A 23,347-nucleotide genomic window follows, 5' to 3' on the forward strand; every position below is an offset into this window, starting at 1 on the left:
ATGCGCTTGTATGACAGCGATGACGTCGTTAGGTTGACGCTGCGTCGGGGTGGTTTTCGGGGTTGAATGCACCAGGAGCCCGCATTCTCGGTGTCAGTCGTGGACCGACGGAAAATCGATGATTGGAGTGCTGTGAAGCGTTTGGGGGAACGCGCGATACAGCTGGCGCCGTGGTTGCTCGTCGCCAGCATCGCCATCCGATCGATTGCGACGACGAACATCCCGGACATGTTCGTCGATCTACGCGTCTACATCCTGGGTGGAGCCGCGCTGGATCACCCGGGCACGCTGTATCAGCTCAGTTACACCGATTTGCTCGGCGAACAGCTGCCGTTCATCTATCCGCCGTTCGCGGCCATGCTTTTCTATCCGCTGCAATGGCTTCCATTTTTCGTTGTTGCCTGGTTGTGGCAGTTCGCGACCATTGCCTGCCTCTACGGCATCGTCCGAATCACTCAACGGATGATCGGCAGCGGCGGACACCGGATTGCCATGCTGTGGACCGCCGCAGCAATCTGGCTGGAACCGATTCGCCTGCTGCTCAACTACTCACAGGTCGGCGTCTTCCTCACCTTCGCGGTGCTGTACGCGGCCTTCACCTCGCGGTCCTGGCTGGCAGGTTTGCTGGTCGGCCTCGCCGCGGGGGTCAAGATCACCCCGGCGATCACCGGTCTGTTCTTCCTGGCGATGCGCCGTTGGGTGGCCGCGGCATGTGCCGTCGCCGCATTCTTCGGCACCGTCGGGATCACCGCGCTGATCGCGCCGGCCGAAACCCGGGAGTTCTTCACCGCACTCTTCAGCCGGGTTCCGGTATCGACAGGCACCAGCAACAACCAGTCGTTGCTGGGCACGGTGTCGCGGATCGTCGGCTACGACGCCGGACGCACCGTACTGGTCCCCTTGGCCATCGCCGCCACCGCCGTGCTCTGCGTGTTCGCCTGGCGGGCGCTCGGCAAGACCGGAAACCGCGACACCCTGGGTTCGCTGCTGGTGGTCCAGTTGTTCGGTCTGTTGGCCTCGCCGATCTCGTGGACCCACCACTGGGTTTGGCTGATCCCACTGATGGTCTGGCTGATCAACGGACCATGGCGCGACCAGCCCGGAGCCCGACTCCTGGGCTGGGTGTGGTTCGCGGTGTTGCTGATCGGGATACCGTCGGCCTTGTCGCTGTTGCAGTCCAGCGTGTGGACGATCTCACGCCCGTGGTACCTCGCGTGGGGTGCGGCCGTATATGTGCCGATGACGCTGGCGACGCTCGGCTGGATGATCTTCGCCGGCCGGCGCGTCGCCCGCGAGCGCGGACAGGAACCTGTTGGTCCGGCTGCCCACCAAGTCGACACCGAGGTTTCGGTGGTCCAGGCCGTGCCGACGTCGGTCGAGCCACAGCCGGTCAGCCGGCCGGTCGGCTCACCGGTATCTCAGACCAGGTAGGTCCAGCCGCACTTGATCCACCATTCTTTGTCCAGGCACAGCCTGCCGTCGATCACCGTCTTGTTCCGCACGATCGCGCTGAGATCGGACGGGTTGATGCCGACGAACTCCGACCACTCCGTCAACACCATGACCAGATCGGCGTTCTCGCAGGCCTCGTCGACCGATGCCGCGTAGGACAGTGTCGGGAACACCGCACGGGCGTTCTCGATCGCCTTGGGGTCATACACCGTCACCGATGCACCCTGCAGCTGGAGCTGCCCGGCCACGTTGAGCGCAGGCGAGTCGCGGACGTCGTCGGAATCCGGTTTGAAGGCGGCACCGAGGATGGCGACGTTGGCGCTCTGCAATCCGACCGGACATGCCTTGCGGGCCACCTCCACCATGCGGGTGCGACGGCGCATGTTGACGTTGTCGACCTCGCGCAAGAAGGTCAGCGCCTCCGAGGCGCCCAGTTCGCCGGCCCGAGCCATGAACGCCCGGATGTCCTTGGGCAGGCAGCCCCCGCCGAAGCCGATACCCGCGTTGAGGAAGCGACGACCGATACGCGCGTCGTAGCCGATCGCATCGGCGACGGCGGCCACATCGGCACCAACCGCATCGCAGACCTCGGCGATCGCATTGATGAACGAGATCTTGGTTGCCAGAAAGGCATTCGCAGAAACCTTGACCAGCTCCGCGGTCTCCGGATCGGTCAGGATGAACGGGGTCTCACGATCGAGGATCTGCGCGTACACCTCACGGGTGACAGCTTCGGCACGCCCACCGTCCTGGCAACCCAGGACCACGCGGTCGGGTGTGATGGTGTCCTGCACGGCATAACCCTCGCGCAGGAATTCCGGATTCCAGGCGATCTCGACGGTGATGCCATCGGCCAATTCGGTTGCGCGCCTTGTCAGATTCGCACACGTGCCCACCGGCACCGTGGACTTGCCCAGCACGACCACATCGCGGCGCAACAACGGCACGAGGGTGTCGACGACGGCGTTCACGTAGCGCAGATCGGCTGCGGATTCGCCCTTCTTCTGCGGGGTTCCGACCGCGATGAAGTAGAGCTCACTCCACTCGGCGGCGTCTGCGTAGTCGGCGGTGATGGTCAACTTGCCGGTCTGCAGATGCTTGCGCAGCAGTTCGGCAACGCCCGGCTCGTAGAACGGCACCTCACCGTTGACCAACTTGGCGATCCGTTTCGGATCGGTCTCCACCCCGAGGACGTCGTGACCGAGTTCGGCCATGCACACCGCATGGGTGAGCCCGAGATATCCCAATCCGAACACCGTCAGACGCACATCGATGACCTCTCTGCCGCAACCTGGTCACGCCGGATCCTCCGACGGCTGACCGACCCCCCGTCGACATGCCGGATAGCTGCGTCGATCCTAAGCGATCACTCTCGCCACGGATACCGCGAACAAATGAACATCGAGAAACGCCGCAGCGCTGGGCAGAGCCCGCTAACGGTCCCGCCAGGCAGCGGTGACCATGGAGGCCTTCGCGACCGCGACGCCGTAGCCGACATCGGTGTCGTCATCGACCGGGTCATCATCGACGGGGAACGCTATCGGGGTGGTCTTCGCCGGCTCGTCCTTGACCACGCCGCGGCGGTTCTGCAGGAACGTGAGGTGGCTGCGCAACTCGTTGGGCACCCGGTTGGGCCACCAGTTCTTCTCCCCCAGCAGCACCGCGATCGCCGGCACCGTGATGGTGCGCACCACAAACGTGTCGAGCAACAACCCGACACCGATGATGAAACCGGTCTGCACGATTGCCGCGATGCTGCTGACGGTGAGCGCCAGCATCGAGGCGGCGAAGATGAGGCCTGCGGAGGTGATGACACCGCCGGTCGCGCCGATGGTGCGGATGATGGCGACCTTGGTGCCCCGGTGCGCCTCCTCTCGGATCCGGGATATCAGCAGCAGGTTGTAATCGGCTCCGACGGCGACCAGCACCAGGAACGTCATACCGGGGATGTTCCAGAAGATGGGCTGGCCGAGGATGAACTGGAAGAAGATCACCGCGATGCCGATCGCGGAGGCGTAGGACAACACCACCGAGATCACCAGGTAGATCGGGGCGACGATGGCCTTCAGCAGGAACGTGAGGATCAGGAACACCACGATCAGGGTGACCAGCACGATGTACTGGAAATCGCCGTTGTAATAGCCGCGGACATCGTTCTGCACCGCGCTCAGGCCGACCATGGTGATATCGGCGTCTTCCAACGTGGTGTTGGGCCGGGCGTTCTGCGCCGTCTCCACGATCTCGTCGACCTGATCCATCGCATCGGTGCTCAGCGGATCCAGGGCGGTCTGGATGAGATAGCGCGCGGTGTGGCCGTCGGGAGAGATGAACAGCTGGGCGGCCTTCTCGAACTCCGGGCGGGTGAGGATCTGCGGCGGGATGTAGAAGCCGGACATCGACGGGTCGCCGGCATCGCGCTTCATCGCCAGCAGGAAGTCCGAGGCCTGCGTCAGTCCCCCGCCCATCTGCCGGGTCTGATCGACCAGCAATTGCACGCCCTGGGCCAGCAAAGCACTGGAATCGGCCAGTTTGTTGATGCCGGCGACCAACTCGTCGACCTGCTTTTCCACCGCCGCCGGGCTGTCCAGCCCCAGATCCTCCACGGCCGTCAGTGACCGCTCGAGGTTGTCGGTGACGCCGCTGACCGACTTCGACAGGCTGTCACCGGGCTGGGTGTTCTCCATCTGCTTGGACAGCTCGTAGAGCTGCTGGATGGTGCCGTCATCGTAGGCGGCCATGATGTCGCCCATATCCGAGCGCACTGCGCGGCATACCGGGTCCATGGTGCACAGCGGGCTGGAGTTCAGCAGCGCCACCATCGGACCGAGCCAGATCGTATGCAGCACAACCTGTTCGATACCGCCGCCCATGGCGCGCCCGACACCGCGCAACAGGTCGATCATCCGGGCGCTGGCGTCGATGCTGCGCAGCGTCTCGACCCCGCCGAAGTCCTGCTGTGTCTGTGCCAGCGACACCAGGATGGTCTTGATCGGGCCCGCCGACCCGACCACCTCGTCACGGATCTTGTCCAGGGCGTCGGCCAGCGCGTGTGCACCCTCGGACAGCTGGGTCAGCCGGGAGTCGTTCTCATCGATGAGATTGGTCGCCTCGCCGAGCTTGTCACCGACCTCACCGGCCTGATGGGTCGCCCGCGCCTCGGCCAGCATCTCGCCGTTGGGTCGGGTGATACCGCGGATGGCGTCGATGTTGGGGATCTGGCTGATCCGGAAGGCCATCTGCTCCATATCGGCGAGCGCACGCGGAGAACGGAGATCCTGGGTGGGCGAATGGATCACGATGAACTGCTGCAACGAGTTGCTGATCGGGAAATGCTCGTTCATCCGCTCGTAGGCCTGATTGCTGTTCGAGTCCTCGGGGAGATTTCGTCGATCGTCGTAGTTGAAGTCGATGAGCAGCGTGCATGCCGCCAGGCCGACGAGAAGGAGCAGGCTGACGGTCAGGTTCAACACGGGACGACGCACCACGTTGACCCCGGAGCGGCGCCAGAACCGCCCGGTGATGTCCTTGCGCGGGTTGACCCAGCCGCGGCGCCCGGCCAGCACGATGAACGCGGGTAGCAGCGTGATCGATCCGAGGAAACCGATGGTGATGGTCGCCGCCAGCGCCGGTCCCACGCTGGAGAACACACTCAGCGTGGCGAATGACAGGCCCAGGAAGGTGATGGCCACCGTGCCCGCCGAGCCGGCGATCACCTCCCCGATCGACACCATCGAGGCGATGATCGCGGCATCGGTCTTCATGCCGCCGCGCAGATGCTCTTGATAGCGACTGAAATAGAAGACGGCGTAGTCGACGCCCGCGCCGATCATCATGCCGGTGATCAGCACGATCGTCTGCGGCGCCAAACCCAACCCGAGCAGTCCGAGCCCGGCCACCACCTGCTGGGCGACAGCCAGCGAGATACCGATGCTGACCAGCGGGATGAGCATCGCGACGATGTTGCGATAGACGATGATCAAGATCAGCAGCACCGTCACCACGGTGGAGACCTCGATGATGAACTGATCGCGCAGTGCGATGTCGGTGACATCGTCCATCGTGGCCGCGGCACCGACGATGACGGGCTCCAATGTGGTCCCGGCCGTCGTCTCGTTGATGATGGCCAACGCTTCGCGGTACGCGGCCAGGCCGTCGGCGCCGCCCATCGCACCGTTGAGACCCACCGGCAGGTTGAAGGCCTTGTTGTCCTTGCTGACCATGCCGGCCCGCAGCTCGGGGATCTCGACGAAGTTCTGGGTCGCCGACACCGCGGGGGAAGCGCCGAGCTTGGCCACCAACTGCCGGTAGGTCTGTTCGTCGGCTTCGGTGAGCCCGTCCTCGTTGACCAGGACGACCGCGATGAGGTTGCCCATGTCATTGCCCTCTTCACCCTCCTTGGTGAAGGCCTCTGTCATTTGCTGGTTGGCAACGACGACAGGTGAGTCCGAAGGCACGAAGTCCGGCGGATTCTTCTGCGCAACCACCGCCAACGGCGGGATGGCTGCGAACAGGGAACCGGCGATGACCAGCCATGTGGCGATCATGAGTACCGGATGACGCACGATCATCTTGCCGTTGGCGGCAAGCAGACCGTGGATGGTCACCTTAGGACGTCTGGGCATTGGCGACTAGGCTACATGGTGTTGCTGTTAACACGTCCCGCCACGATCATCCGGCACGGTGGCCGGTTGGTCCAGGGCGCCACCGTGGACGTCCCGGCGGACGTCCCGGCGGACGTTCCGGCGGGCACGAGACCGCAGCACGGAATCGGCGGTGAAAATGGCCAACGCCACCCAGATCAGCCCGAATCCGACCCAGCGGGCCGGTGGCATCGGTTCGCCACCCACCGCGATACCCCAGGACAGTTGCATCACCGGTGTCAGGTAGAACAGCAGCCCCATGGTCACCAGGGCCAACCGCTGGGCCGCCGCGGCGAACAGCAGCAGCGGCAGGGCGGTGAGCACGCCTGCCACGATCAACAGCACACTGTGCCCGGCGCCGGACCCGAGGAACGTCCCGGTGCCGTCGTGCTGCAGATACCCCAGGTAGCCCAGCGCGAACGGGGTGGCCAGACCCGCCTCGACACCGACGCTGACCCGCGGGTCGACCGGCACCACCTTCTTGACCGCGCCGTACAGCGCGAAGGACAGCGCCAGCCCCAACCCGATATACGGCGGCGCGCCCAACTGCCAGGTCAGCACCACCACCCCACCGACCGCGACGGCTAAGGCCACCCACTGCGCCCCGGCGAGCCGTTCCCGGAACACCAGCGGCCCCAGCAGGACGGTCACCAGCGGATTGATGAAATAGCCCAGCGCCGCATCGACGACGTGACCGTTGTTCACGGCGTACACGTATATCGCCCAGTTGGCCGAGATCAGCGCCGACGCGATCGCCAGCAGGCCCCAGGTGCGGGCGGTGATGGCGCGCAGATCCGCCACCCGGCGCACCAGCACGACGACGATCGCCAGGAACGCCGCGCTCCAGACGATGCGATGCGCCAGGATCTCCACCGCGCCCGCGGGTTTGAGCAGCGGGAAAAACGCCGGGAACAGACCCCACATGCCGTAGGCGCCGATACCGAACACCCACCCGCTGCGCTGCCGGTCGGCGGCGCGCACCGTCACCGGTCGTAGCCGCGCACGCGGTCCAGTGCCGCCTGCAGATCCGCGGGGTAGGGACTGGTGATCTCCAGCCATCGTCCGTCGCTCGGGTGTGCGAACCCCAGCGAGCGGGCATGCAGCCACTGCCGCTCCAATCCCAGCTTCTTGGCAAGGGTCGGGTCGGCCCCGTAGGTGAGGTCACCACAGCAGGGATGGTGCAGCGCCGCGAAATGGACCCGGATCTGGTGGGTACGCCCGGTTTCCAGATGGATGTCGAGCAGACTGGCCGCGACGTGCGCCTCGATGGTGTCGTAGTGGGTGACGCTGTCGCGGCCGCTCTCGGTGACCGCAAACTTCCAATCCTGGCCCCGATGCCTGCCGATCGGTGCGTCGATGGTTCCGCTGGACGGATCGGGATGACCCTGTACCAGCGCGTGGTAGCGCTTCTCCACCGTGCGCTCCTTGAACGCCCGCTTGAGCACCGTGTAGGCCCGCTCGGAGATCGCCACCACCATCACACCCGATGTCCCGACGTCCAGCCGCGACACGATGCCCTTGCGCTCGGCCACACCGGACGTGGTGATCCGGAATCCGGCCGCGGCCAAGCCACCCAACACCGTCGGCCCGGTCCACCCCACCGACGCGTGGGCGGCGACGCCGGCCGGTTTGTCGACCACGACGATGTCGGCATCGGAGTACAGAATCGACATACCCTCGATATCGACGGGTGTGTTCTCCACCGGCGCAGGCGGTTCGGGTAGCCGCACCTCCAGCCAGGCGCCGGCGACGAGTTTGTCCGATTTGCCCGCAGCGGTCCCGTCCAGTTCGACACCGCCCTCCTCGGCGATGGCGGCGGCCGCGGTCCGGGACAGGCCCAGCAGGCGAGCCAGGCCGGCGTCGACGCGCATGCCTGCCAGGCCTTCGGGGACGGGCATCGAGCGAGTGGTCATCAGCTCGGCGTGTCCGATGAATCGTTCGGCTTGTCCACCGCCGCCGCCGGGGCGGGCGACTCGTTCTCCGGCGCCGGGTTCTGCTGCGCCGGGCTCTCCTGCACCGGGTTCTCCTGGAAGGGCTCGGCCTTATCGGTCTCCGGTCGCTGGCGTCCGGTCGTGTCGTAGTCGAAACCGAACAACGACAGCACCACCAGCAGGATCGCCCCGCCCACCACGGCGGGATCGGCGACGTTGAACACCGGCCACCAACCGATGGACAGGAAGTCGACGACGTGCCCGCGCAGCGGACCAGGAGAGCGGAAGAACCGGTCCACCAGATTGCCCAGCGCACCGCCGAGGATCATGCCCAACCCGAGCGCCCACCAGGGCGACACCAGCCGACGGCCCATCCAGACGATTCCGATGACGACCCCGGTGGCGACCAGCGTCAACACCCAGGTGTAGCCGGTGGCCATGGAGAAGGCCGCGCCGGAGTTGCGCACCAGCGTCCAGGTGACGGTGTCGCCGATGATCGACACCGGCTGCCCGGGTACCAGCAGCCGAACGGCCAGCACCTTGGTGACGATATCGAGGATCAGCACCACACCGGCGATGGCGAACAGCAGGCGCAACCGCTTGCGAGGTGGCGGTGGCACTGCGTCGTGCGCGCTGGCCGGTGGGACGGCGCCCGTCGATTCTTCGGTCACCGGACCATCATCCCAAACGGTTGGGCCCACGCCGCCATGCCGTCCTGGTCTGCGGCGATGATGGTGGACAATCGCTGCCATGCCCGCGATCACCGTCATCAGCACCGGCGGCACCATCGCCACCAGCTCCGGGTCCGACGGGGTCGCCCGTCCTACCCGCAGCGGCACGGACCTGACAGCCGGTCTCGACGTCCGGGTGCGCGAGCTGATGGCCGTGGACAGCTCGGCGCTCGAACCTGCCGACTGGGATCGGATCGCCGCCGCGGTCCGCGACGAAGGCGGGCGGCCCGACTGCGGTGGCATCGTCATCACGCACGGCACCGACACCATGGAGGAGACGGCGCTGTGGCTGCAGCTGACCCATGACGTCGCGGTGCCGGTGGTGTTGACCGGCGCGCAGCGCAGTGCCGACGCCCCCGATCCCGACGGTCCGGCCAACCTGCGCGACGCCATCGCCGTCGCCCGGACCTGCGCCCCCACCGTGCTGGTCGCCTTCGCGGGGACCATCTGGCAACCGTTGGGGTTGTACAAGGCCGCCACCGAGGACCTGTCCGGCTTCACCGGCACCCCGGTGGGTTCCGTGCGTGACGGATGTGTCCAGATCACCACGACACCGCGCGGCCCGCGGTTCGCGGCGCTGAGCGCGGCCGCCGCGCCGCGGGTGGACATCGTCGCGGCCTATCCGGGCGCGGATGCGGTGGGCATCGACGCCTGTGTGGTGGCCGGAGCGCGCGGGATCGTCCTGGAAGCCCTCGGCGCGGGCAACGCCGGTCCTGCCGTGCTCGACGGGGTCCGTCGTGCGGTGCGCGCCGGGGTCGCCGTCGTCGTCGGCACCAGGGTCCCCGGTGGCCGGGTACGCCCGGTCTACGGGCCGGGCCGGGAGCTGATCGATGCCGGGGCCGTACCGGTGCCGGGCATCCGCCCGGCCCAGGCGCGGGTGCTGCTGATGGCCGCGCTGGCCGCCGGAGCAGCCGTCGACGATGTCTTCGCCCGCTGGGGCTGATGATCAGGCCGGATCGAGGGTGTCCAGATAATCGCGCCAGTCCAGGCTGTCGACCGGGTCGGCGCGGCTGAGATCGGGCAGATCGGCCGGGAACGTCCGCGCGACCCCCGGCCCTGACGCCCGGGTCTCGAAGCGCACCGTCATCACCCCGTGCCCGGCACCCTGCACCCACCCGTGACCGTGCTCGGTGTGCCGTACGTCGTCACCGACGCGCCAGAGCTCCGGCCCGGTGCGCACCGGTAGCGGGGCGCGACTTTCGGGTACGTCCTCGTCGACGAGGTCCAGATCGGGGAACAGGGACTCCTGCTGCACATCGGAGAGGCCCGAAAAGCCGATGCCGACAAGACGTATGGGCCCCACCTCGAGCGGGTCGAGCAGCAGCCGACGGGCGGTCGCCACCAGGGTCGCGGCGTCGGTGCTGGCATACGGCAGCGTCGCCGACCGGGTCAGGGTCGCCATATCGGATTTCTTGAGCTTCACCGTCACGGTCCGCGCGCCCCGGCCGTCCTTGAGCAGGCGACGGTGCGCGTGCTCACCGATCGTGGTGATCGCGTCGCGGAGTTGATCGAGGGTGCGCAAATCCTCGGCGAAGGTGGATTCGGCGCTGATTTGCTTGGCCGGGGCGTTCTCGGCCACCGGTCGGTCATCGATCCCGCGCGCCAACCGGTGCAGCGCCGGGCCGACGGTGGCACCCAGCACATCGGCGACCTCGCCGTCGCTGAGCGCGGCGAAGGCGCCGATGGTCTCGATACCGAGCCTGCGCAGGCGGTCCTCGGCCACCGGGCCGATCCCCCAGAGTTTGCGGACCGGCAGCGCCGAGAGCAACGCCTGCTCGTCGGCGCGCCCGATGATTCGGATACCGTCCGGTTTTGCCAGCCCCGAGGCGATCTTGGCGACCTGTTTACCCGAGCCCGCCCCCACCGACGCGACCAATCCGGTCTCGGCCAGCACCCGGGATCGCAGCGCTTCGCAGAATTCCTCCACCTCGGACACGGCCGCGCCGACCAGTTCGGCCGGTTCGCCGAACGCCTCGTCGAAGGACAGCTGTTCGAGCACCGGCACCACCGACCGCACGGTGGCGAAGACCCGCCGACTGGCGGTGCCGTACACCGCACCACGGGGCGGCAGGACCACCGCGCCGGCGCCGACCAGCCTGCGTGCCTGATGCATGGGCATCGCCGAGCGCGCCCCGAAGACGCGTGCCTGGTAGCTGGCACCGGCCACGACGCCGCGGCCACCGAGACCGCCGACCAGAACCGGACGATGCCGCAGGGTGGGCCTTGTCAATTGTTCGACCGAGGCGAAGAACGCATCCATATCCAGATGCAGAACCCACCGATGCACACCTGGATGCTAGGCGCACGCTCCGACGGTGCGACCGCACACCACTACCCTGGCGGCATGGACAACGTGCCGATCCGCGACGAGTCGATCCGATTGGGCCAGTTCCTGAAGCTGGCCGGATTGATCGACAGCGGCGCGGATGCCAAATCGGTCATCGCCGACGGCCTCGTCACGGTCAACGGTGAGGTCGATCTGCGCCGCGGCCGTCAGCTGCGACCCGGTGACGAGGTGTCCTTCGCCGACAGGTCGGCACGGGTCGCGACGGACTGAGTCTCACCCGCCGCTCGGACGCTCACGCCTTGGCGATGGTCACCAGCACGCCCTCGCCCACATCGTGGCCGTCGGCGACGTCGCCGAACTCGAAGTCTGTTGCCAGGATCTCACCGGCGATCAGATCGCGGTGGGCGGCCGCCCATTCGGTGAACTGCGCAGGCACCGACATGCGCACCGAGATGCGGTCGGAGACGTCCAGACCGGTGGTCTTGCGCAACTCCTGCAGCTCACGGATGCGGTCCTTGGCCCACCCTTCGGCTTCCAGTTCCGGGGTCACGTTTCCGTCGAGCACCACCAGACCGGCCCCGTCGGGCAATGCCGCGGTCCATTCCGCGTCGGCGGCAACGAGTTTGGAGGTGAACTCGGTCGGAAGCAGGGTCGCGGGCCCGGCGGTGAGCGTGCCGTCGGCGTTGAGCACACCGTCACCGGCCTTGACCGCCTTGATTGCCGCCTGCACGTCCTTGCCGATCCGTGGTCCCGCCGCGCGGGCGTTGACCGCCAGCTCGAACCGGCCGTAGGTGTCGATCTCATCGCTGAGCTCGACGGCCTTGACGTTCAACTCGTCGGCGATCAGATCCGCGAACGGCTGCAGGCTGTCCGGATTCTGCACCGCGACGGTCAGTTTCGGCAGCGGCAGCCGCACCCGCAGCTTCTTGGCCTTGCGCAGCGATGAGCCGGTCGAGCAGACCTCACGCACCTGGTCCATGGCGGCCACCAGATCGGGATCGGCGGGCAGCTCATCGGCCGACGGCCAGTCCGTCAGATGCACCGACCGCTGTCCCGTCACACCGCGCCAGATGACCTCCGACACCAGCGGCAACAGCGGAGCGGCCAACCGCCCCGTCACCTCCAGCACCGTGTGCAGGGTGTCGATCGCGTCGGCGTCCTCCTCCCAGAATCGCGAACGCGACCGTCGCACATACCAATTGGTCAACGCCTCGGTGAATTGGCGGAGCTGGTCACATGCGCCGGAGATATCGCAGACGTCCAGCGAGGCGGTCAACTCGTCGCGCAGGGCAGCGAGCTTGGCCAGGATGTAACGGTCCAGCACATGGGTCGAATCGGTCCGCCAGGTGCCCTTGGCCGGTGCGTACAGGGTCAAGAAGGTGTAGGCGTTCCAGAACGGCAACTGCACCTGCCGCACACCCTCGCGGATGCCCTGCTCGGTGACGATCAGATTGCCGCCGCGCAGGATGGGCGAGGCCATCAGGAACCAACGCATGGCATCGGAGCCGTCGCGGTCGAACACCTCGGACACGTCCGGGTAGTTGCGTAGCGACTTGCTCATCTTCTGACCGTCGTTGCCCAGCACGATGCCGTGCGAGACACAGGTTTTGAACGCAGGCCTGTCGAAGAGGGCGGTGGAGAGCACATGCATGGTGTAGAACCAGCCACGCGTCTGCCCGATGTACTCGACGATGAAATCGCCGGGGAAATGGGCATCTTCGGTGCCGTCCGGACCGCTCACGCCATCGAACCACTTCTGGTTCTCGAACGGGTAGTGCACCTGGGCATACGGCATCGATCCGGAGTCGAACCAGACGTCGAGGACGTCTTCGATACGTCGCATGGTCGATTTCCCGGTCGGGTCATCGGGGTTGGGGCGGGTCAGCTCGTCGATGAACGGCCGGTGCAGGTTGTCCGGCCGGACCCCGAAATCGCGCTCGAGCTCGTCGAGGCTGCCGTAGACGTCGGTGCGCGGATAGGCGGGGTCGTCGGATACCCACACCGGGATCGGTGTGCCCCAGTAGCGGTTTCGCGAGATGGACCAGTCGCGGGCGTTCGACAGCCACTTGCCGAACTGACCGTCCTTGACATGTTCGGGATACCACGTGATCTGCTGGTTGAGCTCGACCATCCGGTCCCGGAACTGCGTCACCTTGACGAACCAGGACGACACCGCCCGGTAGATCAGCGGATTACGGCAGCGCCAGCAGTGCGGGTACGAGTGGTCATAGGTCTCCTGGCGCAGCAGCACCGGCGCGTTCACCGCGGCCGGTCCGGTCCCGTTCTTCAGATCCTTGATGATCTGCGGGTTCGCCTCGAAGACCTGCAGGCCCGCGTAATCGGGCACGGTCGAATCGAACCGCCCCTTGGAGTCCACCGGGGTGACCGCGACGATATCGGCGGTATCGGCGGTCGCCTTGTCGTCCTCACCGTAGGCGGGCGCCATGTGCACCAGACCGGTGCCGTCCTCGGTGCTGACGAACTCGGCGCCGAGCACCTGGAAGGAGTTGCGCGCCTGTTCGGATTCGGCGAAGTACGCGAACGGGGGCAGGTAGCGCGTGCCCAGCAACTGCTCGCCCAGGTAGGTCGCGACCACGACCGGTTCCTCACCCAGTTCCCGGGCATAGGCACCGAGGCGGGCCTCGGCGAGGACGAAACGGTGCCCGTCGGGGCCGTCGACCACCACGTAGGAGACGCCCGGGTTGACCGCCACCGCCTGGTTCGACGGCAGGGTCCACGGCGTGGTGGTCCAGATCAGCAGGTAGGCGCCGGCGGCCGGACCGTCGACGGCCTTGAATCCCACCGTCAGCGCGGGGTCCTGGCGACTCTGGTAGACGTCATCGTCCATCCGCAGCTCGTGGTTGGACAACGGGGTCTCGTCGTTCCAGCAGTACGGCAGCACGCGGTTGCCCTGATAGGCAAGACCCTTGTCCCACAACTGTTTGAACGCCCAGATGGTGGACTCCATGAAGTCCAGATCCATCGTCTTGTAGTCGTTGTCGAAGTCGACCCAGCGGGCCTGGCGGGTGACGTAGGCGCGCCATTCGCCGGCGTACTTCATCACCGAGGCGCGGCAGGCGTCGTTGAACTTCTCGATGCCGAGCTCTTCGATCTGGTTCTTGTCGGTGATCCCGAGCTGGCGCTGCACCTCCAGCTCGGCGGGTAGGCCGTGGGTGTCCCAACCGAACCGCCGGTCCACCTTGTATCCGCGCATGGTGCGGTAGCGCGGGACGATGTCCTTGACGTAGCCGGTGAGCAGGTGGCCGTAATGCGGAAGGCCGTTGGCGAACGGCGGACCGTCGTAGAACACGTACTCCGGGGCGCCGTCCCGGCGCGCGATGCTGGCCCGGAAGGTGTCGTCGGCACCCCAGTAATCGAGGACCTCGGCTTCCAGCGCCGGGAAATTGGGGGTTCCCGCGGCCGGCTTGGGGTAAGCGGCCGATTTCGGGTCAGCGGTCACTGCGTCTCCTGTGTGCCCAACGATTCAGGCACGGGGACGAACATCGCGCCGGTGCGCGAGCCCGCGGTACCACCCCGCTTGCAGACCACGCGGATCTGCCGCTCAACTACGGGCGATGACGGGCCCCACCGTCCGGTTCTACTGGGACGGGACCACGGTGGATCCTGCCCGTTCTTCCGGAGACTCCCCGGTGATGGCCGGATCTGCGTCGTTGACTACGGAGTCTAACGCTCAGGCGGCGTCGATCTCCTCCGGGACCGCCTCCGAGGTGATCTCGATGAGCGCCTGCGGGAACTGCTCGGCCAGCTCTTCGATGGTGTACGCCTCGAAGCGGCGTGCGTCGTACCAGAAGTCGATCTGCACCAGCCCGTTGCAGCGATAGGCGCGCAGTTCCAGCGCATGCCCGGCCAACGGCTCGTCGGCGGAGACGGGTCCGGCACATCGGAACGACAGATCGGCCAGCGGCTGCTCGTGCTGCCGCCCGGTCGAACCGACCAGCGCCGAGCAGACATGCGCGATCATCTCGGTCGCATCCAACTCCGCGGGCATCACGCAATCGAGGGCGATGATGTGCGCGTCGACGTCCACGGCCAGGACACCGCGCCCGATGGTGCGCGCCACGGCCCTGCCGAGGGCGGCGATCAGGATCTTGCCGTTCAGGATGCCCAGGTGGGCCGCGGCACCGTCGAGTTCGGCGCTCAGCACCGGCGGCAATTCCAGGCCGACACGGTGAAGATCCGATTCGGCGGGCAGTCCGTCGGCGTCATAGTCCGTCAGCGTCAGCGTCGCCGCGATATCGCGCGCCTGACCGACGACCAGTTCGAAACCGGCGGTGGAGATATCGGGCGTCGAGGGCAGCGAGGGCAGCGACGTCGAGAACCCTGATGCGGCGGGCGCAGCGAGAACATCAGCGGCGAGAACATCGGCGTGAACTCGGTCCTGGAACAGCGGAGCAACCATGTGGCAGAGACTACAGCCGAATTCCCAGAAATGGGACATCACTCCCGAAAGTCTGACACCCCTGTCAATTAGTGGCCATATGTCCACCGAACGGTTGCTGGCCCTCAGCAATGGGAAAGGGTTATTGTCGACGGGTGCCCCGTACAGATGAGAACGGCCGCCAACTGAAAGCCCTGCTTGATTACCTGCTGGACGGGGATGTCGAAGCCAAGGACATCTATGACGCATTGGACATCTCCAGCAGCACCTATTACCGCCGGATCAAAGAGGCCAGCTACCCCGACGCCGAGGAACTGCGGCGCATCGCCGACCGGTTTGCGCTGAGTTATCCCGACCTGCAGATCCGCTTCGGCCTGATGAGCAGGCAAGAGGTGTGGAACTACATCGAGTCCACGCCGTTCACCGTCACCGCGGTGGCCGAGTCCGTCCGTGAGCAGACCGCCACCCAGCAACACGCCCGCCCGAAAAAGATCTCCGAATTACGGCCACGTAGCGACGCGCCGCCCCTCTAACGGTTAGAATTTGCTGGCAGTTATCCGGTATCGCACACGCGATACCGGTTTCTACGGCCGCTTTCTACATCCGTAAAGGCGCACCACGATGGAAATCACCGCACTGATCGCGATCACGCTGATGTGTATCGCGTGGAGTCTGTGGATTCGCCGCGTCACCTGGTCGTGTCGCTGGGAGGTGGCCGCCACCCTCAACATCGCACTCCAGGGCGGCGCCATCCTGCTGATGTCACCGTGGGCCTCCGAGACCATCGGCAGGGTCCTGCACTCGTGGACCGGGATGTGGAATCTGGAAGATTTCATCGGCCACGATATGTACATCGTGGCCGCATCGGCCATCGTCTACAACGCGCTGGGCCGTTTGCAGGACGACCACTCCATGCAACGTGCCTTCAAGCAATACGTCGAATATCCCGCCACGCTCTGCATCCCGCTGTTGCTGGCCACGTTCGCCATGAGCAGCGCCCACGACGTCTATGCCCGCGATTTCTTCGCCTCGCCCACCGACGGGTGGCTGGCCGCGTACTGGACGATGCTCTGCGGACTGCTGATCTACCTGCTGGTCTACGGTGCGCGCGCACTGCTGGTGCTGCGCAAGGATCCGCGCTCGCGCCGCGTCGCCAACATCTACCTGGCCGCCTGCGCCAGCGGAATCATCGCGTGCATGATCCGCATCGCCACCGCCATCTGGCCGGCGGCCCTCGATCTCGAACGCGGTGTACTGGTGTGGATCTTCGCCTGCGGATGCGGCGCCGGGTTCGCGATCTCGTCGGCACATTCCTGGCGCATCAAGACGAAATGGTTCAGCAAGGCCAACCGCTGAGGCCTGGCCTCACATCGGTACCGGCGCACCGAACCCCGGGATGATGCCGATCGGCACCAACGCCAGGACCAAAGCCAGCACCGTCAGCACCTTCACCGAACGCGGCGTCGGGGGCTGATCGATCTCTGCGCCGCGACTCGCGAACAGCAGGAACACGATGGCGAGGTCGTAGGCGATGATGACCCACCAGCGAATCCAGTCCACACCGGTGAGGAACACCGGCAGGATCAGTACGAGCCCGACCGCGACCGCGACGCGCTGCCCCGACAAGGCGTCGCGGAACCGCGCCACCGAAACGCCGGACACCTCGGCGATGAGACCCATCGACACGGCCAGCACCACGACGCCATAGATGGTCGACCCCACCAGCGCAACCACGCCGATACTGGCGACGAAACCGAGCGCGTCACCGAAGCTCTGGTCGAACAACGGCAGGATGGCCCGGCACATCCAGTCGTGATAGTCGACCTCGTAGCGGAACCCGCGCAGCAGCTGACCGGGAGTCGGATTCCCGGCCAGCGGATGGTTCATCGCGCCGTGCGGCACCACCTCGCACAGCGCCGCCGATCGTCCGCGGGCACCGAACAACGACACCACCAGCGCCGTCACGATGCCGGGCCCCAGGGCCAGCGCCGCACACAGCCGCAACGCACCGCTCCCGAGGGATCCGGCCAGCACCACCAGCGCCACGATCGCACCGAGCCCGAACAGGAACACGGTCGCCTCGTGGATCAGCGTCAGCACCACCGTGACCGCCCCGTACAGCGCCGAGATGACGATCACCGCGCGACGGGTGGTGACCACAGCCAGGGCGACCGCGAACAGGGCCAGCGCCGCGGCACCGAGCAGATCGGTGCGCGCCGAGAAAACCCCGAAGGCAAAACCGAAGGGCAACACGGGAATCAGGAGCGCCAGCAACCACCTGCGATCCGATCGGCCGCTGCGCACCGCGACGAACCACGCGACCGCGGCAAGACCGAGGGCAAAGAGCACCGTCGGAATCCAGCGCAGCACCGCCAGCGCACCGAAGTACCGCTCGTCGGGGAAGAGATTGACGATCTCGCCGGCCAGACCGCGCCGGATGAAGCCCTGTGAGTAGTCGACGGAGAAGTAGGAGTACCAGTAGCCGTCCGGGACGAACCTCGCCGCGACCAATACCAGCACGGTGGCCCAGGCGAGCAGGAGAACACCGAATGTCACGTAGTAGCGGCGGCTGGGGCCCGTGCTGACCGCGCTGCTCGTCATCTGGCCCCTTCTGAAATTGTGGCGGCCCGTGCCGCCTGACGCGGCGAGTATATAGTCTGTCGGCGTGCCGGCCGGATGCCACGGTGCGCCGCTCGACGACGGTGACCGATGAAGATCGCGATCACCATCCACGGCACCCGCGGCGACGTCGAACCGTGTGCGGCCGTGGCCCTTGAACTCCAGCGCCGCGGGCATGAGGTGCCGATGGCGGTGCCACCGAATTTGGTCGACTTCGTCGAATCGGTCGGCCTGTCCGCCGTCGGCTATGGCCCCGATTCCCAGCAGCAACTCGAGGGCGACGTCTTCGAGCGCCCCGACGCGCTCACCGCAGCCGGACCGGCGGACTGGATGCGGCTGGGCAATCCGCTCGACGCGGTGCGCAGAGCCAGGGCTGCGGCCACCCGCGGCTGGGACGAGATGAGCGAGCTGCTGCTGGCCATGGCCACCGACGCGGATCTGCTCGTCACCGGTACCGCCTATCAGGAGATCGCAGGCAATATCGCTGAGGCCCGTGGTCTCCCGCTTGCCGAGGTGCACTACTTCCCGGTGCGCGCCAACCGGCAACTATTGCCGGCGCGGGTCCCGAAGGCGGTGGTCACCGCGGGGTATTCGGCCGGAGCCTGGATGCACTGGCAGCTGCTGCGACCGGCGGAGGCACGCCAGCGCGCGGTGCTGGGCCTGCCGCGGGCCACCAGCTCACCGGTGACCCGGATCGTCTCCGGTGGAGCGCTGGAGATCCAGGCCTACGATCCGGTGTTCTTTCCCGGGCTGGCAACCGAATGGGGCGAGCGTCGACCCCTTGTCGGCTCCCTGACGTTGCAGAAGACCACCGCGGTGGACCACGAGGTGATGTCGTGGATCGCCGACGGCAGCCCGCCGGTCTACTTCGGATTCGGCAGTATGCCGCTGGACTCCCCCGCCGACGCGGTGCGCATGATCAGTGATGTATGCGGCGAACTGGGCGAGCGCGCGTTGATCTGCGCGGGTTTCTCGGCGTTCGACGAGACCACGTCGACCGATGCGGTCAAGGTTGTGCCCGCGGTCAACCATTCCGTGGTGTTTCCGTCCTGTCGCGCCGTCGTCCACCATGGAGGTGCCGGGACGACGTCGGCCGGCCTGCGCGCCGGGATACCCACCCTGGTGCTGTGGGTCGCGGCCGAACAACCGTTGTGGGGCAAACAGGTCGAGCGCCTCGGTGTCGGCGCATACCGCCGCTTCTCGGCCAGCACCCGGGATACCCTGCTCGCCGACCTGCGCACGGTGCTGGCACCGGGAGTCGCCGAGCGCGCGCGTTTGCTCGCCGGACGGATGCGTCCGGCTTCGGAGAGCGTCGGCACCGCCGCGGACCTGCTCGAGCAGGAGGCGCGCGCCGGAAGGTGACGCAAGTTGCCGACGACGAACCCAAACGGTACCGTTTGCGCTCGTGTGGACGACCGTCGTGCTGCTCGGCCTCACCGTCAGCATCGAACCCACACGCCTCGGGTTGATCGCGCTGCTGCTGACCAGGCGCCATCCCATTCGGCACCTGATCGTCTTCCAGTGCACCGGGCTGACCATCAGCCTCACCGTCGGGCTGACCGTCCTGTTCGTCTTCCACCGCAGTTTCTTGGGCGACAGCAATATTCACCCGGCCCCGCTACAGATCGCCTTCGGTGCGGTGCTGATACTGCTCGGCGCCCTGCTGGCCTCGAAGATCCCGCTGGACCGGTTCCGGCCTAAGGAGAAGATCCCCGCCGGCGGTGGCGAGTCCGGCGCGGCCGACGGTACAGCCGATCACGCGGCAAGCCATGAGGAGCACGTCGCCGATCTGGTCGCCGAAACCACACCGCCGCGGCGACGCACGCGGTTCCTGGCCCGGATCCGCCAGTTCCTCAAGAGCGAGTCACCGGTGTTCGCCGCCTCCATCGGCGCCGCGACGGCGATGCCGAGTATCGACTATTTCGCGCTGCTCGCCATCATCATCGCGTCCCAAACTCCGCCGCTGGAGCAGGGATTGGCGCTGCTGACCTTCCTGCTGCTGGCCGGCTGGGCCGCGACGGTACCGATGCTGAGCTTCATCGTGGCGCCGGAAAAGACCCGGACATGGGTGCAGCAGATGAACGCCTGGGTGCGCAGCCGAACCCGCAAGCAGGCGGGTATCTTCGTGGCCGTCGTCGGTGTCATCCTGATCGGGCTCGGCATCACCGGGCTGTGACTGCGGAACCGGCTAGAGTTCGACGAGCCCGGTGAGTCCGAAGTCGGCATAGGCCGCCGAGACCAGTTCGCGCAGCGCAGCTTTCGAATTGGGTCCGTGCACCGACCAGGCCGATACCGAGACGCCGAACCGTCCCCTGGCGCGGATTCCGCCCAACACGAGCTGTCCACCGATCCGGTTGAGCTCCCTGCTGGTCACGTTGGGCTCCACACCACGCATCAACACGAAATCCGCGGGAGTACCGTCGGGACAGCTGAACGCGTCCTCGGGCTCGCCGAGATTCGAGCAGCCGATCGGATCGTTGACCGCGAGCACCATGCCCTCCAGCCGCCGCAGGACGATCTTGGGGGTGAACGGGGTGAGCGGCAGTGGCCCGGTCAGTTTCACCGAGGTCTGCTCCGACTCGGCCAGTGCCTGCCGCATGGCAGCACGGACCCCGCCCAGGTCGCCGAGCACCTCGTCCGGGTCGGCCGTCATCGACACCGACACCAGCGCATTGGCCCTGGTATCACCGGCAGTACGCTCGCTCACCGGCCAGGACAGGTTCGCCCGGCCATCCGGGTTCAACCGGCCCAACCTGGCACCGATGCGGGTGGCGAGTCCGGCGAACAACGAATTGCTGCTACCACCAAGCCGTTTGGCGCAGGCATCCCATTGATCGATATCGACGAAGGTGATCACCGACGGCGGGACCATCGGCACGTCGTCACCGGGCGGCACGTCCCCGGCCGCCTTGATCGACGTCGTGAGATCCGCGCGCTCTGCCCTGGCGACCCGGGCCGAGGCCACCACCGCTGCGGCCATCTCCGGTATCGCGGCCAACGTCTGCCGGGCATCCTGCGCCAATGCCCTTCGGCGCGGCCGGGATCCGGGTGGTGGGTAACCCAGATCGTGCCGCACGCCGTTGACGGCATCGGTGACGGCGGCGATGAACCCGAGCCCGTCGACGAGGGAATGCGAAGCGGTCAGGCTGACCGCGCCACCACCATCGGACAACGGCTGGACCGCCAACCGCCACCCTGGGCCGCGTTCGGGATCGATGGGCACGGCCAGCCGGCTGTTGGCCCAGTCCCCCACCTGGCTGCGGGATATCTCCTGCACCGAGAGGTCGAGCGTCGGCGCGCTGGTGTCGGACACCCACCGGTGTCTGCCGAACGGCAGGACCGATCGTTCGATGCGCCTGCCCAGCAGACCGTGGCCCAGTTCGCGGCGCAGCCGCCGCAGACCGTCGATGTCGACCGACCGGTCATACACCCAGACCGTCTGGACGATCGGGCCGCGGCCGAGGGCACGCAGCCCCAGGAACGAGGCCTGGTCGATATAGGCCAGGGTGTTGTCACCCACCGGTCACACCGTTTGCAGGTTTTCGTCGAGGCGCGCGAACTCGCCGTCACGGTACTTCTGCACACAGGATTGGCGGCGGATCTTGCCGCTGGTGGTGATCGGGATGGCCCCGCGCGGCACCAGCACCAGATCGGCTGCGGCAATACCGTGCGTCTGCGATACCGCCGATGCCACGGAGCGCTTGATGTTGAGGAGGTTCTCCTCCACCTCGGCTTCGGAGTCACCGCGCTTCTTGACCTCGATGATCGCGACGAGCTCTTCGCTGCGGTCCCCGTCGACGGCGATCGCCGCCACCCGGCCGCCGGTGATCTCCTGGATGGTGGCCTCGATATCGTCGGGATAGTGGTTGCTGCCGCGCACGATCAGCAGATCCTTGATCCGGCCGATGATGAAAAGCTCGCCGTCGGAGAGGAAACCGAGATCACCGGTTCGCAACCAGGGTCCCTCCGGAGTGCCCTCGGACGGGTTGGTGATCGTCCCGCCGAAGGTGTGCGCCGTCTGCTCGGGCTTCTCCCAATAGCCGAGGCAGTTGTTCTCACCGTAGGACCAGATTTCGCCGATACCGCCGGCGGGCACCTCGACCAGCGTCTCCGCATCCACGATGCGGACCACCGGATCCTCCGGACGGCCGTAGCCGACCAGTTTCGTGCCGCTGCCGTCGGTGGTTCGCTCGGCAACCCCGGCGGACAGCTTCTCCGGGTCGAAGGCCACCACGCTGGGCGGACCGGGCACCCCGGTGCCGACGAACAACGTCGCCTCGGCCAGGCCGTACGAGGGCCGGATGACGCCCTCGTCGAAGTTGAACTTGGCGAATCTCTGCGAGAACCGCTTCAGGGTGGCCTCGTGCACGCGCTCGGCCCCGCTGTAGACGGCGATCACATCGCCGAGGTCGATACCGTCGAGATCCTCATCGGTGGTCCGCCCGGCCGCCAGCTCGAAGGCGAAGTTCGGTCCCCCGGTCACGACGCGCGGGTAACTGCCCATCAGCTGGATCCAGCGGGCGGGCCGGGCCAGGAACGACAGCGGGGTGGTGAACACGGTGCTCCACCCGCCCAGCACAGGGGCGACGATGCCGAGCAGCAGACCCATGTCGTGGTAGAAGGGCAACCACGACACCACATGGGCGCCCGGGGGCGGCACCTTGCCGAAGTGGGGGAAGAACGCACACATCATCTGCTCGAAGTTCGAGGTGAGGTTGCGGTTGGTGACCATCACCCCGGCCGGGGTGCGCGTCGAGCCCGATGTGTACTGCAGGTACGCGGTCGCGGGTTTCTGCTCGCGGCTGGACAGCGATTTGCGCCGGGCCTCCAGATCCAAGGTGTCGACCTCGATGACCGTCGCCGCGGCGGCCCCGTCATCGGTCTTGGCGTACTCCGCGACGGCTCCTGCCACCGACGAGGTGGTCAGGATGATCGTGGGCGCGGAGTCCTTGATCACGGCGGACACCCGCTCGTCATGCTGGCCGACCATCGGCACCGACAGCGGCACCGCGATGATGCCCGCCTCCAACGAGGCCAGGAAACCGATCACGTACTCCAGGCTCTGCGGCGCCAGGATGACGGCGCGATCGCCGAGCTGACCGATCTGGCGCATCTCGGAGGCCAGGTTGCGGACCCTGCGGTACAGCTGGGACCACGTCAGGGTGGTGGCCACGCCATCCCACTCATGGTCGTAGTCCATGAAGGTGTACGCGATGTCCTCAGGCTGCAGGCTGGCACGTTCGCGCAGCACGCCGATGAGGTTGGTGTCGGACACGGTGATGCCTTTC

18 protein-coding genes are annotated in these 23,347 nt (G+C 66.7%); 7 read left to right on the top strand and 11 right to left on the bottom strand.

The features are described 5' to 3' along the window. Positions 1-132 precede the first annotated feature (132 nt). On the top strand, positions 133-1,431 hold the full coding sequence (locus IC40_RS0115385) for a mannosyltransferase (RefSeq protein WP_030135597.1): 1,299 nt from the start codon (positions 133-135) through the stop codon (positions 1,429-1,431). Here the strand turns inward: IC40_RS0115385 and IC40_RS0115390 are convergent. The 5 genes from IC40_RS0115390 to lspA all read right to left on the bottom strand — a co-directional run bounded on the left by IC40_RS0115390 (position 1,419) and on the right by lspA (position 8,643). Continuing rightward, positions 1,419-2,720, bottom strand: coding sequence for a UDP-glucose dehydrogenase family protein (locus IC40_RS0115390; protein ID WP_030135598.1), 1,302 nt, complete (start codon positions 2,718-2,720; stop codon positions 1,419-1,421). The two genes, IC40_RS0115385 and IC40_RS0115390, sit on opposite strands and share 13 nt — an antisense overlap. A gap of 165 nt (positions 2,721-2,885) precedes the next feature. Then, entirely contained in the window at positions 2,886-6,074 is a 3,189-nt protein-coding gene (locus tag IC40_RS0115395; protein ID WP_234411583.1) for an MMPL/RND family transporter, read from the bottom strand. Positions 6,075-6,101: 27 nt separating this feature from the next. Next, complete coding sequence (rarD, locus tag IC40_RS0115400; RefSeq protein ID WP_030135600.1) at positions 6,102-7,079, bottom strand: EamA family transporter RarD; 978 nt, start codon at positions 7,077-7,079, stop codon at positions 6,102-6,104. Next, positions 7,076-8,005: an RluA family pseudouridine synthase gene (locus IC40_RS0115405; protein WP_019513176.1), complete on the bottom strand. Its 930-nt coding sequence runs from the start codon at positions 8,003-8,005 to the stop codon at positions 7,076-7,078. The genes rarD and IC40_RS0115405 overlap by 4 nt, the downstream gene beginning before the upstream one ends. Then, a complete protein-coding gene (gene lspA, locus IC40_RS0115410) occupies positions 8,005-8,643 on the bottom strand; it encodes a signal peptidase II (RefSeq protein ID WP_110783378.1) in 639 nt (212 codons plus the stop codon). The genes IC40_RS0115405 and lspA overlap by 1 nt, the downstream gene beginning before the upstream one ends. Before the next feature lie 130 nt (positions 8,644-8,773). Between lspA and IC40_RS0115415 the strand changes: the two genes are divergently transcribed. Then, the gene (locus IC40_RS0115415; RefSeq protein ID WP_030135602.1) at positions 8,774-9,697 is read left to right on the top strand and encodes an asparaginase; all 924 of its coding nucleotides are present in this window, start codon (positions 8,774-8,776) and stop codon (positions 9,695-9,697) included. 3 nt (positions 9,698-9,700) lie between these two features. Here IC40_RS0115415 and IC40_RS0115420 read toward each other — a convergent pair whose 3' ends face one another. Further along, on the bottom strand, positions 9,701-11,014 hold the full coding sequence (locus tag IC40_RS0115420) for a DNA polymerase IV (protein ID WP_030135603.1): 1,314 nt from the start codon (positions 11,012-11,014) through the stop codon (positions 9,701-9,703). Between the two features lie 84 nt (positions 11,015-11,098). On the opposite strand from IC40_RS0115420, the gene IC40_RS0115425 reads away from it, so the two are divergent. Continuing rightward, a complete protein-coding gene (locus tag IC40_RS0115425) occupies positions 11,099-11,311 on the top strand; it encodes an RNA-binding S4 domain-containing protein (protein ID WP_030135604.1) in 213 nt (70 codons plus the stop codon). Positions 11,312-11,333: 22 nt separating this feature from the next. Here the strand turns inward: IC40_RS0115425 and ileS are convergent, their stop codons facing one another. Next, the gene (gene ileS / locus IC40_RS0115430; protein ID WP_030135605.1) at positions 11,334-14,501 is read right to left on the bottom strand and encodes an isoleucine--tRNA ligase; all 3,168 of its coding nucleotides are present in this window, start codon (positions 14,499-14,501) and stop codon (positions 11,334-11,336) included. 231 nt (positions 14,502-14,732) lie between these two features. Further along, complete coding sequence (locus IC40_RS0115435) at positions 14,733-15,461, bottom strand: hypothetical protein (RefSeq protein ID WP_051644352.1); 729 nt, start codon at positions 15,459-15,461, stop codon at positions 14,733-14,735. Between the two features lie 134 nt (positions 15,462-15,595). On the opposite strand from IC40_RS0115435, the gene IC40_RS0115440 reads away from it, so the two are divergent. Both IC40_RS0115440 and IC40_RS0115445 read left to right on the top strand, forming a co-directional pair. Next, positions 15,596-15,973 (top strand): hypothetical protein, encoded by a 378-nt coding sequence (locus IC40_RS0115440; RefSeq protein ID WP_030135607.1) that lies wholly within the window; start codon positions 15,596-15,598, stop codon positions 15,971-15,973. Positions 15,974-16,061: 88 nt separating this feature from the next. Beyond that, positions 16,062-16,796 carry a hypothetical protein gene (locus IC40_RS0115445; protein WP_030135608.1) on the top strand — a complete coding sequence of 245 codons (735 nt, stop codon included), beginning with the start codon at positions 16,062-16,064 and terminating at the stop codon, positions 16,794-16,796. Positions 16,797-16,805: 9 nt separating this feature from the next. Here the strand turns inward: IC40_RS0115445 and IC40_RS0115450 are convergent, their stop codons facing one another. After that, positions 16,806-18,041: an Rv1490 family membrane protein gene (locus tag IC40_RS0115450; RefSeq protein WP_030135609.1), complete on the bottom strand. Its 1,236-nt coding sequence runs from the start codon at positions 18,039-18,041 to the stop codon at positions 16,806-16,808. Between the two features lie 108 nt (positions 18,042-18,149). Between IC40_RS0115450 and IC40_RS0115455 the strand changes: the two genes are divergently transcribed. After that, entirely contained in the window at positions 18,150-19,421 is a 1,272-nt protein-coding gene (locus tag IC40_RS0115455) for a glycosyltransferase (RefSeq protein ID WP_030135610.1), read from the top strand. Positions 19,422-19,464: 43 nt separating this feature from the next. Further along, the gene (locus IC40_RS0115460; RefSeq protein WP_030135611.1) at positions 19,465-20,235 is read left to right on the top strand and encodes a GAP family protein; all 771 of its coding nucleotides are present in this window, start codon (positions 19,465-19,467) and stop codon (positions 20,233-20,235) included. A gap of 12 nt (positions 20,236-20,247) precedes the next feature. On the opposite strand, the gene IC40_RS0115465 is transcribed toward IC40_RS0115460, so the two are convergent. Further along, complete coding sequence (locus IC40_RS0115465; RefSeq protein WP_030135612.1) at positions 20,248-21,579, bottom strand: hypothetical protein; 1,332 nt, start codon at positions 21,577-21,579, stop codon at positions 20,248-20,250. Between the two features lie 3 nt (positions 21,580-21,582). Continuing rightward, positions 21,583-23,340, bottom strand: coding sequence for an AMP-binding protein (locus tag IC40_RS0115470; RefSeq protein ID WP_030135613.1), 1,758 nt, complete (start codon positions 23,338-23,340; stop codon positions 21,583-21,585). Positions 23,341-23,347 lie beyond the last annotated feature (7 nt).

The organism is Mycolicibacterium neoaurum ATCC 25795 (assembly GCF_000691525.1).
GTDB classification, from domain to species: domain Bacteria; phylum Actinomycetota; class Actinomycetes; order Mycobacteriales; family Mycobacteriaceae; genus Mycobacterium; species Mycobacterium neoaurum.

Bases quoted from the DNA above. Each gene is read 5' to 3' on its own strand.
- IC40_RS0115395 (WP_234411583.1), bottom strand. From the start codon at position 6,074: ATGCCCAGACGTCCTAAGGTGACCATCCACGGTCTGCTTGCCGCCAAC.
- IC40_RS0115405 (WP_019513176.1), bottom strand. From the start codon at position 8,005: ATGACCACTCGCTCGATGCCCGTCCCCGAAGGCCTGGCAGGCATGCGC.
- IC40_RS0115415 (WP_030135602.1), top strand. From the start codon at position 8,774: ATGCCCGCGATCACCGTCATCAGCACCGGCGGCACCATCGCCACCAGC.
- IC40_RS0115420 (WP_030135603.1), bottom strand. From the start codon at position 11,014: ATGGATGCGTTCTTCGCCTCGGTCGAACAATTGACAAGGCCCACCCTG.
- IC40_RS0115425 (WP_030135604.1), top strand. From the start codon at position 11,099: ATGGACAACGTGCCGATCCGCGACGAGTCGATCCGATTGGGCCAGTTC.
- IC40_RS0115435 (WP_051644352.1), bottom strand. From the start codon at position 15,461: ATGGTTGCTCCGCTGTTCCAGGACCGAGTTCACGCCGATGTTCTCGCC.
- IC40_RS0115445 (WP_030135608.1), top strand. From the start codon at position 16,062: ATGGAAATCACCGCACTGATCGCGATCACGCTGATGTGTATCGCGTGG.
- IC40_RS0115450 (WP_030135609.1), bottom strand. From the start codon at position 18,041: ATGACGAGCAGCGCGGTCAGCACGGGCCCCAGCCGCCGCTACTACGTG.
- IC40_RS0115455 (WP_030135610.1), top strand. From the start codon at position 18,150: ATGAAGATCGCGATCACCATCCACGGCACCCGCGGCGACGTCGAACCG.